The sequence below is a fragment of the Paractinoplanes globisporus DSM 43857 genome (assembly GCF_000379645.1).
Lineage (GTDB): Bacteria > Actinomycetota > Actinomycetes > Mycobacteriales > Micromonosporaceae > Actinoplanes > Actinoplanes globisporus.
On record NZ_KB903298.1, the window covers coordinates 95109 to 111030 of the forward strand.

Here is a 15922-nt window from a genome sequence, read left to right on the forward strand (position 1 = left end):
CCGATGACCAGTACCACGGAGAGGCCCGCCAGCCCCAGCGTGGCCAAATCCCCCTCCTGGTGGGACCGGCAGGGTGACCTGATCATGCGGCGGCCGTTCAACGAGTGGACCTTCACTCACATGAACTGGCTGATGCCGAGTGAGCGGGTGGCACGCGGCGAGGTGCACCGGCCCCTTCACTACGATCCCCACCACCTCGATCTGACGTACCGCTTCGAGGGTCGCGACCGGTCGCTCGCCGAGCTGCACCGCCGCACCAACACGACGACGTTCGTGGTGGTCCACAACGGCCGCATCGTCCACGAGTACTACCCGGGCGTGTTCGCCGGCCCCCGTACCCGGATGCAGCTGTTCTCCGTCTCCAAGTCGATCACGTCGCTGCTGGTCGGGATCGCCCTGCACGAGGGCACGATCGACAGCCTGTACGACCGCGTCGCCGACTACCGCCCCGACTTCAAGGGCACGGCGTACGAGGAAGTCACCGTCAACAACCTGCTCAACATGACCAGCGGCGTCGGCGATCTCGAGGTCTGGGACGTTCCCGACTCGGGCATCAAGCGCTTCGAGCAGGCCATCATGGGCGGTGGCGACGTCGCCGCCGTGGTACGGGGCGCGCCGCGCACCGCGACCGCCGGCGACCACTTCAACTACTCCACCTTCGACACGCAGGTCCTCGGCTGGGTTCTCGAGGCCGCGGCCGGCATGTCCCTGGCGACGTACTGCTCCGACCGGCTGTGGCGTCACCTCGGCGCCGACCGGGACGCCTACTACTGGCTCACCCGGGCCCGTCCGCGATCGGCGATCGGCGGCGGCTCGCTCAACGCGACCGCGCGCGACCTCGCCCGCGTCGGCATGCTCATGGTCAACGACGGCGTCGTGGCCGGCCGGCAGGTCGTCCCCCGCGAGTGGGTACGCCGCAGCCGCGGCAGCGACCAGCCGCAGCTGGCGGTCGGCGAGCTCGGCCCGAGCGGCTACTCGCACTACGGCTACAGCAACCAGTGGTGGACGCTCGGCAGCGCCTGCTTCGACGCGTTCAGCGGCCTCGGCGTCCACGGGCAGTACCTGTTCGTCGACCACTCGGCCGACGTGGTCATCGTCAAGACCAGCGCCTGGCCCACCCAGGACGACGAGAACCGCGACCTCGAGACCATCACCGCCCTGCGGCGGGTCGCCGATCACTTCGCGACCACCCGCTAGACAAGCCACACCCGCGACACCGGCGCATCACCCCTAGATGTCCGCCGGGGGCTCCACCGTGCCTGACACCCGCTCTAGGGACCGAAGGGAGGAACTGGCGGCGCACGTCCCCGGCGGAACAGCCCAACCCCGCTCTCACCTGGCCGACGGCATCCCACGCGCCGACCCCCCGCGTGGGGTGCCGTCGCCAACTTCTCCAGTGGGGCTGGCAGCGAGAGGCCCGGGCCCGGACCGGCCCGGGCCTCGCGTTATCCAGGATCGCGCGGCACAACACAGCGCGGGGCGGCCGGGCATGGGGCGGCCGCTCCGCATCGGGGAGCTTCAGGCTTGCCCGGCCCCGGCCTTTGTCTCCGCCCGGGGACGCCGGAGGTCATGCGTGGCACGGGCGACGATCAGCGCGGTGGCAGCGACAGCTCCGGTCCAAATGGTGACGAGCGCGGGAACCGCCATGCGGCTCTCGCCGGGCAGCGGCAGGACCACCGTGTTGAGCACCGCGCCGGCCGGGACGACCACCGCCGCGAGCGCTCCGGCGATCCCGCCGTCGCGGGCCACGGCACCGAGCGCGCCCAGCGGCAGGCCGAACACCAGGGCCGGGACCAGCCAGAACCGCACCTGCCCGGACGATCCCCAGCCGTCGGCGAAGAGCGTCTCGACGCCGTAGAAGGCCACGACAGCGACCGCCAGGGCGAGGAAGCCGGCCACCGCGCCGCGCAGGGCCCGTCGTTCGCGGCCGGCCAGCCAGCCGGCGAGCACGCCCGTCGCGGCCCAGGCCCAGCCCGAGTCGAGGATGAGGCTCACGAACTCCGACGCCTGCGACCAGCCGCTCCGGTCGGCCCGTGCCTCGCCGACCTCGTTGAGCAGCAAGGGCACGCAGTCGGCGAATCCCGCGACGGCGCCCAGCGTCAGACCGGTCGCCGCCGCGGCGACCATCCCCCGTATCGATCGCATCCGATCACGATAGATACCTCTCGCGAGCGGAACGGGGGACGGCCGGGGTCAGCCCTGGGCGGGGGTGAGCGCCAGGTACTTGTGCGGCGCGAAGATCTGATTGGCCAGCATGCTGAGGATCGAGCCGGACGTGCCGACCGCGAGGGCGGCGCGCTGGCCGGGGCCGACGGTGACGATGAGCTCGGGGCTCGAGCACCAGTCGATCTTGGCCTTGATCCGGTGCTGGCCGGGCGCGACCGGGATCTCGATCGTCTTGCCGACGCGGATGGCCCCGACCTTGACGTCGTCGATGTAAATCTTGTACCTGCGGGCCGCGTTTGTCGCCTCGGCCGGCCTCTGCAGGGTGATGACCGCACCCTGAACAGCGGCTTGTGTCATGGACGTGCCTCTCATCGTACGTGCGGCCGCGAGTCGCTGACCGGAGGCACATTATGCAGCCGGTTCGCGAGCGATCTCGGTCTCGGTCTCGGCGGCGCGGGCGGACAGCCCGGACTGGGTGCGCAGCGGCAGCTCCGGCAGGAACAGGAAGATCACCAGCGCGGCGACCAGCACGCCCGCCGCGATCATGAAGATCATGTCCATCGAGTCCGAGAAGCCGACCTTGAACGGGTACGCGAGGACCGCGTTCACGTGACTGAGGAACGACGTGTCGTTGAGCGCCGACGAGTTCATCTGCCCGCCGCCGCGTACCGCCTCGATGATCGGCTTGTTCGCGGGGTCGTTCGCGATCGCCGGGTTCGCGAGCGCCTGCTGCACACCCGCCCCGGCCGACCGGTACGCCGCCGCGATCTTGTCGCCGACGGTCGAGAACAGCACCGACAGGAACACCGCGGTGCCGGCCGTCGCGCCCATCTGGCGGAAGAACGTCGCCGACGAGGTGGCCACGCCGATCTCCCGGGGCGACATCGCGTTCTGCACGGCGAGCGTGATCGGTTGCAGGATCAGACCAATACCCAGGCCGAGTACGGCCATGAACGCTCCCGTGCGCCCGAAGGGTGTGCTCGCGCCGACGGTGTGCAGCAGCCAGAACCCGACCGCGGCCAGCGCACCGCCGAGGACCGGAAAGATCTTGTAGCGGCCGGTCCGGCTGATCAGCTGGCCGGCGACGACCGAGCCGATCATCAGTCCGGCGGTCAGCGGCAGCAGCTGCAGGCCCGACTCGGTGGGCGTGGCGCCCCGGACGATCTGGAGATAGAGCGGGAGCAGCGCGAGCCCGCCGAACATGCCGGCGCCCACGAGGAAGCCGCCGACCGCGGTGAGTCCGAACGTGCGGTTGCGGAAGAACCGCAGCGGGATCAGCGCGTCCTCCTTCATGAAGCGCTCGGCGCCGATGAAGAGCGCCAGGCCCACGAGCCCGACCGCGAAGCAGGCGATCGCGCGCGGCGAGTCCCAGCCCCAGGCGCGGCCCTGCTCGGCGACGATCAGAAGCGGCACGAGAGCGACACAGAGGAACAACGCGCCCCACCAGTCGATCCGGTGCTCGCGCCGCTCCTGGTCGATGTGCAGCACCCGGGCCACGACGATCAGCGCGACGATGCCGATCGGCACGTTCACCAGGAAGACCCAGCGCCACCCGGTGATCCCGAGGATCGAGTCGGCGCCCGCGAAGAAGCCGCCGATCACCGGGCCGAGCACGCTCGAAGTGCCGAAGACAGCCAGGAAATAGCCCTGATAGCGAGCCCGCTCCCGGGGCGGCACGATGTCCCCGATGATCGCCAGCGCCAGCGAGAAGAGGCCGCCCGCGCCGAGTCCCTGGAACGCGCGGAAGGCGGCCAGCTGGTACATCGACGTCGCGAACGAGCTCGCCGCCGAACCGATCACGAATATGGCGATGGCGGCGAGAAAGAACTTCTTGCGCCCGTAGATGTCGGAGAGCTTGCCGTACAGCGGCGTCGAGATCGTGGCGGTGATCAGGTACGCGGTGGTGACCCAGGCCTGGACGCTGAGCCCGTGCAGGTCGTCGCCGATGGTCCGGATGGCCGACGCGACGATCGTCTGGTCGAGCGCCGCCAGGAACAGGCCGAGCATCAGGGCGCCGAGGACCTGCAGCACCTGCCGGTGAGTGAGCTGGGTGCCCGGCGGCGATCCGGCCGGGACGGTGGACGCGGTGGCGGCGCTCATGCGGACTCCCCTGGGTTTCTTGGGCGTACCCCTACCCAGCGAACCGCGCCGCCAGCGGGTTCGACGGGGAACTAGCGTGCGATGTCGGTCACGGCGGCCTCGTACGCGAGCAGCGTGTCGACCACGAGCCGCTGCTCTTGGGGCGAGAGCCCGGCCAGGGTCTGGCGCCACGCCCGCGCGAACGGCGAGAGCCATTCGGCGATGGCCGGTCGCGATTGATCGGAAATGTCCACGATGCGCCGCCGTCGATCGTCTTCGTCCTCCCGGCGGACCAGCACGCCCTTCCGGCTCAGGTCGCCGATCAGCAGGCTCACCGTGGTCGGCGCCACCTCGAGCCGCGCGGCCAGCTGCGAGACCGTCTGCGCCCCGTCCAGCAGCAGCAGCGACAACAGCGACAGGTGACGCGGCGCGAGGTCGAACGATCGCAACTGCTCGGGCGGCGAGATCCGCTTGGCCCGCCCGACCAGGCGCGGAAACAGCATGATCAGCTCCCGGACGGCATCGTCGGTTGACACGCTCGCGCCACCCCTTTAGCTTTGACCTCAAAGGCAATTTGACTTCAAAACCATTTTAGGGGTACGCATGCCGCACCTCACCGTGCACGCGCGCGAAACTGATCTCACCGGCCGCGAGCCGGCCCTGATCGAGGCCCTCACCGACGCGGTCGTGGACGTCTACGGCGAGTGGGCCCGCGAGATCGCCGTGGTCCTCCTGATCGGGGTGCCCGAGGGCCGCTGGGGGATCGGCGGCAAGCTGGCCGAGGCACCCGCCCCGCGCGTGACGTTCGGCATCCGCGCCGCCGTCTTCGACCGCCCCGACGCCACCGACGTGCTGTCCCGCCTGACCACGACCGTCACCGACGCGATCGCCTCGGTCCTCGGCGCCCAGATGCGCCCGGGCGTGACCGTCGAGTTCGTAGGCTCCCCGGACGGCCGCACCGGCGTCGGTGGCGCGCTGGTCGCCCACTGACCGGCATCCACTGGTTGGGGCCGGTCGGCTGGGCGCGCACCGATAGGCGCGGGGTCGGTCGGCAGGATGGACCGGCAGGCAGGGCTTCGCCGGCGAATGCCCAGTGGCGGTCAGCGCCCAGGTGGCGGCGAGGGCTCAGGTAGCGGCGAGGGCTCAGGTGGCGGCGGGGCTCAGATGGCGGTGGGGCTCAGATGGCGGCGAATGCCCAGTGGCGGTCAGCGCCCAGGTGGCGGCGGGGCTCAGATCGCGGTGGGGCTCAGATGGCGGCGAATGCCCAGTGGCGGTGAGCGCCCAGGTGGCGGCGGGGGCTCAGGTGGCGGCGAGGCTCAGATGGCGGCGAAGGCCAAGGTGGCGGTGAGCGCCGAGGCGGCGGTCAGCGCGCAGCGCCGACGTGGCGGCGAGCGCGCAGGTGGCGGTGAGGGCCCCGGTGGTGGCGAGGGCCCGGGTGGTGGCGAGGGCCCGGGTGGCGGTCGAGCCTAGGCGTCGGCGGTCGCGCGGGGGACTGAGTGGGGCTTGACCGGCTCGGGGTCGGTGGGGCCGAGGGTGACCGCGCAGTCGACGAGGGTGGCTATGCCCGGGCGGTGGGTGATGAGCAGGACCGTGCGGTGGCCGGCGGCGGAGAGGAGGTCGTGGGTCAGGGCGGCGGCCGTGTCGTCGTCGAGGTGTTCGGTGGGCTCGTCGAGGATGAGGATCTCGAAGTCGGCCAGGAGGGCGCGGGCCAGGGCCAGGCGGCGGCGCTGGCCGCCGGACAGGGCCAGGCCGTGCTCGCCGACCAGGGTCTCGACGCCGTCGGGGAGCGTGTCGACCCAGTTCAGCAGGCGGGCCGAGGCCAGCGCGGAACGCAGCTCGTCGTCGGTGGCGTCAGGACGGGCGATACGGAGGTTCGCGGCGATCGTGGTGTCGAACAGGTGGGCGTCCTCGGGCAGGTAGCCGACGATTCGCCGGACCTGCTCCGGCGTGAACGAGCGCAGGTCGACGCCGTCCAGGGTGGCCCGCCCGCCGGCCGGGTCGAGGAAGCGGACGAGCAGAGCGGCGACCGTGCTCTTGCCCGATCCACTCGGGCCGGTCAGCGCCACCCGGTCGCCGGGGGCGAGCGTGAGCGACACGTCATGCAGGACGGTGCGGCCGGGAAGCCAGGCGGCGCTGACGTTCTCGAGGCGCAGGGTGTGCGGGCCGGCCGGCAGCGGCGCGGGCGACGCGGGAGTGACCACGGGGGAGCGAGCGGCGAGAACCTCGCGCAGGCGGCGCACCGAGGCACGGCAGGCCGCGAGGCGCTGGGCCGCCGCCGGCAACCCGCCGACGGTCTCGAACACGGCGAGTGGGGTCAGCACGACCACGGCCAGCAACTCGCCCCGCAGCACCCCGCCACGCACGGCCACCGCACCGGCGGCCAGCCCCACGAGCAGTGACAGGCCGGTGGCCACGGCGGTCGCGGCCGCGGCCACCCCGGCCATCACGCTGGACCGTCGCTCGGCGGTGCGCAGGGCGGCGCCGGTCGCGGACAACTCGGCCAGCCGGGCGTCCACGGCCCCGTACGCGATCAGGTCGGGCAGGCCGTGCAGCAGGTCGGCGGTGGCGGTGGCGAGATCGGCGCGCAGCGGCGCGAGACGGCCGTCGGCCCGGCGGGCCGCTCGCGACTGCAGCAGCGGGACGCCCACGCCCACCACCAGCAGGCCGAACGCGAGGGTGAACCCGGCCGGCGCCGACAGCGAACCGACCAGCAGCACCGAGGCCGCGCCCACGACGAGCGCCACCGCGTACGGCAGCACGACCCTCGTGAGCAGGTCGAGCACGGCGTCCACGTCGTCGGCGAGGCGCTGCGCGAGATCCGCGCGGCGGAAGCCGGCCAGGCCGGCGGGGGCGACGTTCGCCAGGTGGGTGAAGATCCTTATCCGGGTACGCCCCAGAGCGCGCAGCGCGGCGTCGTGGCCGGTGAGGCGCTCCGCGTAGCGCAGCACGCCCCGGCCGATGCCGAAGGCGCGGACGGCGACGATCGCCACCATGAGGTGCAGCACCGGCGGGTGCAGGGCGGCCCGCGAGATGAGGAACGCCGAGGTCGCCATCAGACCGACCGCGGCCGCCGACGCGCCGGCCCCGGCCAGCACCGCCACCAGGAAGCGCGTCCTCATCGGACACCGGCCGGGGTGAGATCGACGATCCGGTCGGCGAGGGCGATCAGCTCGGGCCGGTGCGCCGCCATGATCACCGTACGGCCGGAGGCGAGGCGCTCGATCGCCGCCATCACCGCGGCGGCCGTGCCGGCGTCGAGGTTGGCCGTGGGCTCGTCGAGCAGCACGAGGGGCGCGTCGCGGAGGAAGGCCCGGGCGAGGGCGATCCGCTGCCGCTGCCCGGCGGAGAGCCCGGCGCCGTCGTCGCCGATCACCGTGTCGTACCCGTCCGGCAGCTCGACGATGAAATCGTGCGCTCCCGCCTGCCGCGCGGCGCCCACGATGTCCGAGATATCGGGGATACCCGGTCGGCCCAGCGCGATGTTCGACCGGATCGTCCCGGCGAACAGGGAGGGCCGCTGCGGCACCCAGGCGATGGCCGACCGCCATGACGCGGGGTCGACGGTCGCCAGATCGACACCACCCACGGTGACCCGGCCCGAGTCACACGCGGCGAATCCGAGCAGCACATTCAAAGCGGTGGATTTCCCGGATCCGCTCGGCCCGGTCAGCGCCACGAAAGAGCCGGGGGTGACAATCGTGGAAAGCCGCAGCGCGTCGCTTTCCCGGTAACGCACCACCACGTCCTCGAAGGAGATGTCGCCCGACGGTGCCGGCGACGAACCGGTGACCGGCGCGGGAGTCTCCAGAATCGCGAAGGCGGCGGACGCGGCGGCCAGCCCCTCCGCGCTCGCGTGAAAGTGCGCGCCGACCTGCCGCAGCGGCAGATACGCCTCGGGCGCGAGGATCAGCACGAGCAGCGCGGTCCGCAGGTCGAGATGCCCGGAGACGAGCCGCAGCCCGATCCCGACGGCCACCAGCGCGACCGACAACGTGGCCAGCAATTCCAGCACCAGCGACGAGAGAAACGCGATCCGCAGCGTCCGCATGGTGACCCGCCGCTGCTCGTCGCTGACCCGGCGAATGTTCTCGGCCTGGGCCCCGGCGCGCCCGAAGACTTTGAGCGTCGCGAGCCCGGCCACCACGTCGAGGAAATGATGCGAGAGCCGGGCCAGCAGCCTGAACTGCCGCCGGTTGGCCGATTCGGTATGCAGCCCGACCAATGCCATGAACACCGGAATGAGCGGCAGCGTCAGCGCGATCGTCACCGTCGCGACCAGATCGGCCGGCAGCAGAACCGCGAGCACCACCGCCGGTACGAGCGCCGCGAGCACCAGCTGCGGCAGGTATCGCGAGAAATAGGCGTCCAGGGCGTCGAGGCCCCGGGTGACCAGCGCGATCAATTCGCCGGTGGCGGGTCCCCGGCCGGGTCCGAGCGCGGCCGACTGAGCCAGCAGCCGCTTCCGGAGCTCCTGTTTCACCGCGGCCGACGAGCGGGCGGCGACGGTTTCCTGCGCCCATCCGATCGCAGCCCGTCCCGCGGTCACGGCGGCCAATGCCGCGAGCGCCGGAATCAGCGAGGAGACCGTCGCCCCGGAGAGGAACACGGCACTGATCCCGTACGCCAGAATTGCGGCCTGCCCGACGATGAGCGCGGCCGAAGCGACTCCCAGGGCCACCGTCGCCGCCAGAAACCACCGGCTGGCTCGCGCGTACCGCAGAAGCCGCCTGTCGAGGGGTTTCATGCCGGAATGTTCTCGACGCTCAGACGCTTGCGGAAAACCCAGTAGGTCCAGCCCTGATAGAGCAGCACCAGCGGGGTGAAGAACACCGCCACCCAGGTCATCACCTTGAGCGTGTACGGCGTGGACGAGGCATTGTGCACCGTCAAACTGTTCGCGTCCGCGATCGTCGACGGCATCACGTCCGGGAACAGCGTCACGAACAGCCCGATGACGGCGAGCACCAGCGTCGCCCCGGTCGCCAGGAACGCCCACCCCTCGCGCCGCAGCCGGGTGGCCACCGCGGCGCCGGCCAGGGACAACGCCGCCACGATGAACAGGACGAGGCCGACCGCGTCGTGGTGGGCGATGGCGGTCCAGGCAAGGAACGCGCCGGCCACCACAATGGCCGCGGGTGCCAGCCGCGCGGCCAGCGCACCGGCCCGCTGCCGCATCTCGCCGTCGGTCTTCAATGCGAGGAAAACGGCGCCGTGCAAGACGAACAGCACCAGCGTGGTCAGGCCGCCGACGAGGGCGTAGACGTTGAGCAGGTCGAGGAAACCGCCCACGTATTCGTGGTGCTCGTCCAGCCGCACCCCGCGGACGATGTTGCCGAACGCCACGCCCCACAGGATCGCCGGAACCAGCGAGCCGGCGAAGATGCACCAGTCCCAGCGCCGCCGCCAGCGGTCGTCGTCCCGCTTGCCGCGGTATTCGAACGCGACCCCGCGAATGATGAGCGCGACGAGGATCAGCAGCAGCGGCAGATAGAAGCCGGAGAACAGCGTGGCGTACCACTCCGGAAACGCCGCGAACGTGGCGCCGCCGGCGACGATCAGCCACACCTCGTTGCCGTCCCAGACCGGGCCGATGGTGTTGATGAGCAGGCGTCGCTCGCGATTGTCCCGGCCGAGCACCGGCAGCAGGATCCCGACGCCGAAATCGAAGCCCTCGAGCAGGAAGTACCCGGCCCAGAGCAGCGCGATCAGCGAGAACCAGACGGTGGTGAGCTCCATGGTCAGACCCCTCGGAATCAGTACGCGAACGCCAGCGGACGGTCCTGCGACTCGTCACCGGTGTCCGGCGGGATCTCCGGCGCGCCGGCCCGGGCGTACTTGATGAAAAGACCCACCTCGACGACGGCGAGAATGCCGTAGAGGACGGTCAGCACGATCAGTGATGTCGCCGCGTCGGCGGTGCTCACCGACGGTGAGACGCTCTCGGCTGTTTTGAAGACGCCGAAGACGGTCCACGGCTGGCGGCCCATCTCCGTGAAGATCCAGCCGAACGAGTTGGCGGCCAGCGGCAGGCCGATCGCGACGACCGCGGAGAGCCAGAGCCAGCGGTTGCGCGGGGTGCGGCCGCCTCGGGTGAACCACAGGGCGACCAGCGCCACGAGCGCCGCGAGCGTGCCGAAGCCGATCATCAGGCGGAACGACCAGTAGGTGACGGCGACGTTCGGCTTGTAGTCGCCGGGGCCGTACTTTTGCTCGTACTCGGCCTGGAGGTTGTTGATTCCCTCGACCTCCCCGTCGAGCGTGCCGGTGCCGAGCAGCGACAGCAGGTCGGGGATGCGCACGCTGAACACGTCCGCGTTGCCGTTGAGCGTGCCGATCGTGAAGATCGAGAAGCTGGCCGGCGCCGAGCTGTTCCACAGCGCCTCGGCCGCGGCCATCTTCATCGGCTGCTGCTCGGTCATGACCCGGGCCTGAGTGTCGCCGGAGATGAACACGGCGACCGCGGAGACCAGCACCACCCACGCGCCGAGCTTGAGGCCGGGCCGGAACACCTCGGGCTGGTTGCGGCGCTTGAGGTGCCAGGCGCTGACCGCGAGCAGCACGGCCCCGGCGGTGAGGAAGCAGGCGCTGATCGTGTGCGCGAACGTGACCAGCGTCGTCGAGTTCGTGAACACCTTGCCGATGCTGGTCAGCTCGGCCCGCCCGGCCTCCTGGTTGATCCGGTACCCGACCGGGTGCTGCATCCAGGAGTTGGCCGCGAGGATGAAGTACGCGGACAGCATCGTGCCGATCGAAGCGATCCAGATCGTCGCGAGATGGATCCGTTTGGGCAGCCGATCCCATCCGAAGATCCACAGTCCCAGGAACGTGGATTCCAGGAAGAACGCGAGCAGCCCTTCGATCGCGAGCGGCGCCCCGAAGATGTCGCCGACGAAGCGCGAGTAGGCGCTCCAGTTCATGCCGAACTGGAACTCCTGGACGAGGCCGGTGACCACGCCCATCGCGAAGTTGATCAGGAACAGCTTGCCCCAGAACTTGGTGGCCCGCAGGTACTGCTGTTTACCGGTGCGTACCCACGCGGTCTGCAGGCCCGCCACCAGGGCCGACATGCCGATGGTGATCGGCACGAAGAAGAAGTGGTAGACGGTGGTGATCCCGAACTGCCACCGGGCCAGATCGAGCGTGTCCACGGGCGAGTCCTTTCGACAGGGTCACCCGCGAGTCTTTCGATCGAGGCGGCCCGGACGGCAGGGCCGAAAGTCCCGTCAGCCGGTCTTGTGATCTCCGAGCAGGCGCGTGGCCAGTACGGCGGCCTGGGTACGCCGCTCCAGGCCGAGCTTGGCGAGCAGGCTGGAGACGTAGTTCTTCACCGTCTTCTCGGCCAGGAACATGCGGCCGGCGATCTCCCGGTTGGTCAGGCCCTCGGCGATGAACTCCAAGATCCGCCGCTCCTGATCGGTCAGCCCGGCCAGCTCCTGCGGCTGCTCCACACCGTTGCGGATCCGCTCGAGCACACGCTTGGTGACCGCGGGATCGAGCAGCGACTGCCCCCCAGCGACCCGGCGTACCGCATCGACCAGATCGGTCCCCCTGATCTGCTTCAGCACATAGCCACTCGCACCGGCCATGATCGCGGCAAAGAGCGCCTCGTCGTCCTCGTACGAGGTGAGGATGAGGCCTTTGATGGTGGAGTCGATCGCGCGCACGTCCCGGCAGACGTCGATGCCATTGCCGTCGGGCAGCCGGGCGTCGAGCACCGCGACGTCGGGGCGCAGCGCCGGGATGCGCCGGATCGCCTCCTGCGCGGATCCGGACTCCCCGACGACCTCGATGTCGCCGTCGGCCTGCAGCAGGTCGATGAGGCCGCGGCGGACCACCTCGTGGTCGTCGAGAAGGAAGACGCGAATCATCCCCCTTTCCTATCGTGCGGCGATCCGGCCGTCCAAGGGTCGAAAGTCCCGTGTCTCTCACCTCCAACGGACGGTGTTGTTGATCGCATGGCCCGATAGCCTGGCCTCATGTCGGAGCGCCCGGAACCGCCGTCGCTGGGGCTCGGCCCGCTGTCCCGGGTGCGGCTCGACGAGCTGCTGCACGAGATGCTCGACCGGGTCGGCGACGTCATGGCCAGTCGTGAGCGGCTGCGGGCACTCCTGGACGCGGTGGTCGGCATCGGCAGCGATCTCGACCTGCGCAGCACCCTGCAACGCATCGTCGAGGCCGCCTGCGCGCTGGCCGGCGCCAGATACGGCGCGCTCGGCATCATGGGCGCCGACCGCACCGAGCTGATCGACTTCATCACCCACGGCATCGACGACGCGACCCACGCCCAGATCGGCGACCTGCCGCACGGCCGGGGCGTGCTCGGGCTGCTGATCACCGACCCCCAGCCGGTGCGCCTGCCCGACATCCGCAAGCACCCCAACTCGTACGGCTTCCCGCCGCACCACCCGCCGATGCACAGCTTCCTCGGCGTCCCCGTCCGCATCCGCGAGCAGATCTTCGGCAACCTCTACCTGGCCGAGAAGCAGGGCGCCGCCGAGTTCAGCCAGGACGACGAGGAGATCGTGGTGGCCCTGGCTGCCGCGGCCGGCGTCGCCATCGACAACGCCCGCCTCTATGAGCTCGCCCAGCGCCGGGAGCGCTGGCTGGCGGCCACCGCCGAGATCACCGCGGTGCTGCTCAGCGCCGCGCACCGCAACGAGGCCCTGCGGCTGATCGCCCGCCGGGCCCGCGAGGTCGCCGGCGCGGAGCTGGTCATGGTGCTGCTCTACGACGACGAGGCCGGCTGCTACACGATCGAGGTGGCCGAGGGCGCCGAGGGACTCGCCGGCCGGCGCGTGCCCGTGGAGGCCGAGACCGAGCTCGGCCAGGAGAAATACCGGGTGGTGGAGAGCCTGGCGACGGTCACCGAGTGGCCGGCGCCGGTGCCGGACGGCCCCGCGCTCGCCGCGCCGCTGACCGCCGCCGACACGATCCGCGGCATGCTCATCGTCACCCAGCCCGCCGAGCGGGTCGCCGACGACGAGGAGGCGGTGCTGCTGTCGACCTTCGCCGGGCAGGCCGCACTCGCCCTCGAGCGGGCCCGCGCGCAGGAGGAGCGCCAGCAGTTCGCCGTGCTCGAGGACCGCGAGCGCATCGCCCGCGACCTGCACGACGTGGTCATCCAGCGGCTGTTCGCGACCGGCATGCAGCTGCAGGGCGCCGTGCCCCACGCGGCCCGGCCCGAGGCGGTCACCCGGATCAACGCGGCCGTGGACGACCTCGACGCCACGATCCGCGACATCCGGCGGTCGATCTTCGAATTGCGTACGCCCACGGGGCCGTCGCTGCGCGGCGAGCTGCACGAGACGGTCGAGGCCGCCGCGACCACGCTCGGGTTCAGGCCGGTGCTCGACACGATCGGGCCGGTGGACAGCGCCATCCCCGGCGACATCGTGCCCGAGCTGATGGCCGTGCTGCGCGAGGCCCTGTCGAACGTCGCCCGGCACGCCCACGCCGCCCGGGTGCGGGTCTCGGTGCGGGCCACCGGGCAGGAGGTCGTGCTGCGGGTCGAGGACGACGGGATCGGCGCCGACCCGGCCGGGGCGCGCGGCGGCATCGTGAACATGAGTGAGCGCGCGAACGACCTCGGCGGGACGTTCGAGATCGGCCCCGGCCCCGGCGGCAGCGGCACGGTGGTGACCTGGCGAGCCCCGATCACCAGCTAACTCGGGACCTTCGGCCCTGAACGCGTGCTCACCTCGTACGCAATCGTGGATTTATGACAGCGCTCGAAGACGCGGCCCGCGCGGCCCAGCACGCACCCTCGGTTTTCAACACCCAGCCGTGGTCGTGGCGGATCACCGGCGACACGATGGAGCTGTTCGCGGACTCGGCTCGTCAGCTCGACGCCGTCGACAAGGAGGGGCGGCTGCTGTTGCTCAGCTGCGGCGCCGCTCTGCACCACGCACGGGTCGCGCTCGCGGCGGCCGGATTCTCCGTCTCGGTCTCGCGCACCCCCGACCCGTCGCGAATGCTGCTGGCCACGGTGCGCGTGGAAGGACCGGCCGAGCCGGCCCTGACCGACCTCGCCGCCGCGATTCCGCGCCGGCACAGCGACCGGCGCGCCTTCGGCGACCGGCCGGTCAGCGACGAGGAGCTCACCACGCTGCGTCGTCTGGTCGAGGCCGAGGGCGCCTACCTTCATCTCGTACGCCCCGAGCAGGTCACCGAGCTGGCGATCAGCACCGAGCTCGCCGGCAACGCCGAGCGGGACGACCCGGCGTACCGGGCGGAGCTGGACCGCTGGACCAACCGGCCCGACTTCGCCGGGGACGGAGTGCCGCCCGCGACCGGTGTCGAGCAGGACCTGCGCCGGGTGCCACTGCGCGACTTCGACCCGGCCGGCGACGCCGCGCTGCCCAGCGGGGACGCGCACGACCAGGGCACCGCGTACGTCGTGCTGTTCGGCCACTCCGACACGCCCGTCGAGCTGCTGCAGGGCGGTGAGGCGCTCTCCGCGCTGCTGTTGCGCGCCACCGCCGACGGCCTGGCCACCTCGCTGATCAGCGACGCCATCGAGGTCGAGTGGCCCCGGCACCTCGTACGCGGCCTGATCGCCGGGATCGGCGAGCCCTACCTCGTGGTCCGCCTCGGCTACCTGCCCGAGGTGCCGCCCCCGCCGCCGACGCCGCGCCGCGACCCGCGCGACGTGATCACCATAGTCGAGTAGTCATGGCCCGGTACGAGGCAGGAGACCTGCACCTCGCCGCCTCGGCGGGTGTCCGGGCGCCGTCGCTGCACAACAGCCAGCCGTGGCTGTTCCGGCTCGCCGACGGCGCCATCGAGATCCTGGCCGACCCAGCCCGCAGCCTGCCCGCCGCCGACCACGGCGGCTGGGCCACGCGCATCGCGTGCGGCGCGGCCACCTACAACGCCCGGCTGGCCCTCACCGCCGCCGGGCGTCCGCCGATGGTCCAGCTCCACCCGTCGCCGGGCGTGATCGCGCGGCTCACCCCGAAAGCGCCGCGGCCGCCGACCTACGCCGAGCAGGAGCTGTACGACGCCATCCCGCGCCGCTACTCCAACCGCGGCCCGTTCTGGCCTGACCCGGTGCCGGCCGGGGTGCGGATCCGGCTCATCGCCGCCGCCCGCGAGGAGGGCGCGTGGCTCGACCTGCTCGTGGGGACCACCGCGCTGAGCGGGTTCGCCGAGATCGCGCAGAGCGCCGACCGGGTGCTGCGCCGCGACCCGGCCTACCAGGAGGCCCTCGCGGCCTGGCGGGAGGCGGTGCCGGTCAGCGCGGGCGCGCCGCTCGCCGAGCCGCAGGACCTGCTGCCGCAGCGGCTGTTCAACGACCGGCGGCGGGCGACCGGCCGCGACTACGAGCCGGAGCCGCTGATCGGCATCCTCGGCTCACCGGGCGACGTCGCCGTCGACCAGACCGTGGCCGGCCAGGCGCTGCAGAAGGTGCTGCTCACGGCCGTCGCCTCCGGCCTCGACACCTCCATGATCAGCCAGCCGATCGAGGTGCCGGCCGCGCGCGAGCAGCTGCGCCGCGCCCTCGGGCGCACCGGATATCCGCAGATCGTCGTGCGCTTCGGCTACGGCACGCCCGGCCACCCCACGCCCCGCCGCGACGTGGCGGACGCGGTTCGGGACCTAGGCTCCGAACCGCTCGGGATCAACGGCCCGGGTGCCTCTGACGGGAACGGAGAAGAGTTCAGGGCGTAACGAAGTC

General features: G+C 71.6%; 14 protein-coding genes. 5 read left to right on the forward strand and 9 right to left on the reverse strand.

Annotated elements, in window-relative coordinates:
- Positions 1-3 precede the first annotated feature (3 nt).
- Entirely contained in the window at positions 4-1197 is a 1194-nt protein-coding gene (locus tag A3CQ_RS0112435; protein ID WP_157295757.1) for a serine hydrolase domain-containing protein, read from the forward strand.
- Positions 1198-1518: 321 nt separating this feature from the next.
- On the opposite strand, the gene A3CQ_RS57295 is transcribed toward A3CQ_RS0112435, so the two are convergent.
- The 4 genes from A3CQ_RS57295 to A3CQ_RS0112455 form a co-directional block, all read right to left on the reverse strand.
- Positions 1519-2145, reverse strand: a complete 627-nt coding sequence (locus A3CQ_RS57295) for a DUF6518 family protein (RefSeq protein WP_157295760.1) — start codon at positions 2143-2145, stop codon at positions 1519-1521.
- Positions 2146-2193: 48 nt separating this feature from the next.
- Positions 2194-2523, reverse strand: coding sequence for a hypothetical protein (locus tag A3CQ_RS52555; RefSeq protein ID WP_020511265.1), 330 nt, complete (start codon positions 2521-2523; stop codon positions 2194-2196).
- A gap of 51 nt (positions 2524-2574) precedes the next feature.
- On the reverse strand, positions 2575-4266 hold the full coding sequence (locus A3CQ_RS0112450) for an MDR family MFS transporter (protein WP_020511266.1): 1692 nt from the start codon (positions 4264-4266) through the stop codon (positions 2575-2577).
- A 71-nt stretch (positions 4267-4337) separates the two neighbouring features.
- Entirely contained in the window at positions 4338-4781 is a 444-nt protein-coding gene (locus A3CQ_RS0112455) for a MarR family transcriptional regulator (protein WP_020511267.1), read from the reverse strand.
- Positions 4782-4848: 67 nt separating this feature from the next.
- On the opposite strand from A3CQ_RS0112455, the gene A3CQ_RS0112460 reads away from it, so the two are divergent.
- Positions 4849-5235, forward strand: coding sequence for a tautomerase family protein (locus tag A3CQ_RS0112460; RefSeq protein WP_020511268.1), 387 nt, complete (start codon positions 4849-4851; stop codon positions 5233-5235).
- Between the two features lie 476 nt (positions 5236-5711).
- On the opposite strand, the gene cydC is transcribed toward A3CQ_RS0112460, so the two are convergent.
- The 5 genes from cydC to A3CQ_RS0112485 all read right to left on the reverse strand — a co-directional run bounded on the left by cydC (position 5712) and on the right by A3CQ_RS0112485 (position 12113).
- The gene (gene cydC, locus A3CQ_RS52560; protein WP_157295762.1) at positions 5712-7364 is read right to left on the reverse strand and encodes a thiol reductant ABC exporter subunit CydC; all 1653 of its coding nucleotides are present in this window, start codon (positions 7362-7364) and stop codon (positions 5712-5714) included.
- Positions 7361-8989 (reverse strand): thiol reductant ABC exporter subunit CydD, encoded by a 1629-nt coding sequence (cydD, locus tag A3CQ_RS0112470; RefSeq protein WP_026205624.1) that lies wholly within the window; start codon positions 8987-8989, stop codon positions 7361-7363. Before cydD ends, cydC begins: the two co-directional genes overlap by 4 nt.
- A complete protein-coding gene (gene cydB, locus A3CQ_RS0112475; RefSeq protein ID WP_020511269.1) occupies positions 8986-9981 on the reverse strand; it encodes a cytochrome d ubiquinol oxidase subunit II in 996 nt (331 codons plus the stop codon). Before cydB ends, cydD begins: the two co-directional genes overlap by 4 nt.
- Before the next feature lie 17 nt (positions 9982-9998).
- Positions 9999-11393 carry a cytochrome ubiquinol oxidase subunit I gene (locus tag A3CQ_RS0112480; protein ID WP_020511270.1) on the reverse strand — a complete coding sequence of 465 codons (1395 nt, stop codon included), beginning with the start codon at positions 11391-11393 and terminating at the stop codon, positions 9999-10001.
- A 75-nt stretch (positions 11394-11468) separates the two neighbouring features.
- Positions 11469-12113: a response regulator gene (locus tag A3CQ_RS0112485; protein WP_020511271.1), complete on the reverse strand. Its 645-nt coding sequence runs from the start codon at positions 12111-12113 to the stop codon at positions 11469-11471.
- Positions 12114-12221: 108 nt separating this feature from the next.
- On the opposite strand from A3CQ_RS0112485, the gene A3CQ_RS0112490 reads away from it, so the two are divergent.
- The 3 genes from A3CQ_RS0112490 to A3CQ_RS0112500 are packed head-to-tail and all read left to right on the forward strand — an operon-like array spanning position 12222 to position 15915.
- Positions 12222-13910, forward strand: a complete 1689-nt coding sequence (locus tag A3CQ_RS0112490; RefSeq protein WP_020511272.1) for a GAF domain-containing sensor histidine kinase — start codon at positions 12222-12224, stop codon at positions 13908-13910.
- A gap of 53 nt (positions 13911-13963) precedes the next feature.
- Positions 13964-14914: an Acg family FMN-binding oxidoreductase gene (locus A3CQ_RS0112495; RefSeq protein ID WP_020511273.1), complete on the forward strand. Its 951-nt coding sequence runs from the start codon at positions 13964-13966 to the stop codon at positions 14912-14914.
- Between the two features lie 2 nt (positions 14915-14916).
- Positions 14917-15915 (forward strand): Acg family FMN-binding oxidoreductase, encoded by a 999-nt coding sequence (locus A3CQ_RS0112500; RefSeq protein WP_020511274.1) that lies wholly within the window; start codon positions 14917-14919, stop codon positions 15913-15915.
- Positions 15916-15922: the final 7 nt, after the last annotated feature.

What these genes read in the sequence shown, in the direction of transcription:
- A3CQ_RS0112435 (WP_157295757.1), top strand. Translation starts at nt 4, where the DNA reads ATGACCAGTACCACGGAGAGGCCCGCCAGCCCCAGCGTGGCCAAATCC.
- A3CQ_RS57295 (WP_157295760.1), bottom strand. Translation starts at nt 2,145, where the DNA reads ATGCGATCGATACGGGGGATGGTCGCCGCGGCGGCGACCGGTCTGACG.
- A3CQ_RS52555 (WP_020511265.1), bottom strand. Translation starts at nt 2,523, where the DNA reads ATGACACAAGCCGCTGTTCAGGGTGCGGTCATCACCCTGCAGAGGCCG.
- A3CQ_RS0112450 (WP_020511266.1), bottom strand. Translation starts at nt 4,266, where the DNA reads ATGAGCGCCGCCACCGCGTCCACCGTCCCGGCCGGATCGCCGCCGGGC.
- A3CQ_RS0112460 (WP_020511268.1), top strand. Translation starts at nt 4,849, where the DNA reads ATGCCGCACCTCACCGTGCACGCGCGCGAAACTGATCTCACCGGCCGC.
- cydC (WP_157295762.1), bottom strand. Translation starts at nt 7,364, where the DNA reads ATGAGGACGCGCTTCCTGGTGGCGGTGCTGGCCGGGGCCGGCGCGTCG.
- cydD (WP_026205624.1), bottom strand. Translation starts at nt 8,989, where the DNA reads ATGAAACCCCTCGACAGGCGGCTTCTGCGGTACGCGCGAGCCAGCCGG.
- cydB (WP_020511269.1), bottom strand. Translation starts at nt 9,981, where the DNA reads ATGGAGCTCACCACCGTCTGGTTCTCGCTGATCGCGCTGCTCTGGGCC.
- A3CQ_RS0112485 (WP_020511271.1), bottom strand. Translation starts at nt 12,113, where the DNA reads ATGATTCGCGTCTTCCTTCTCGACGACCACGAGGTGGTCCGCCGCGGC.
- A3CQ_RS0112490 (WP_020511272.1), top strand. Translation starts at nt 12,222, where the DNA reads ATGTCGGAGCGCCCGGAACCGCCGTCGCTGGGGCTCGGCCCGCTGTCC.
- A3CQ_RS0112495 (WP_020511273.1), top strand. Translation starts at nt 13,964, where the DNA reads ATGACAGCGCTCGAAGACGCGGCCCGCGCGGCCCAGCACGCACCCTCG.
- A3CQ_RS0112500 (WP_020511274.1), top strand. Translation starts at nt 14,917, where the DNA reads ATGGCCCGGTACGAGGCAGGAGACCTGCACCTCGCCGCCTCGGCGGGT.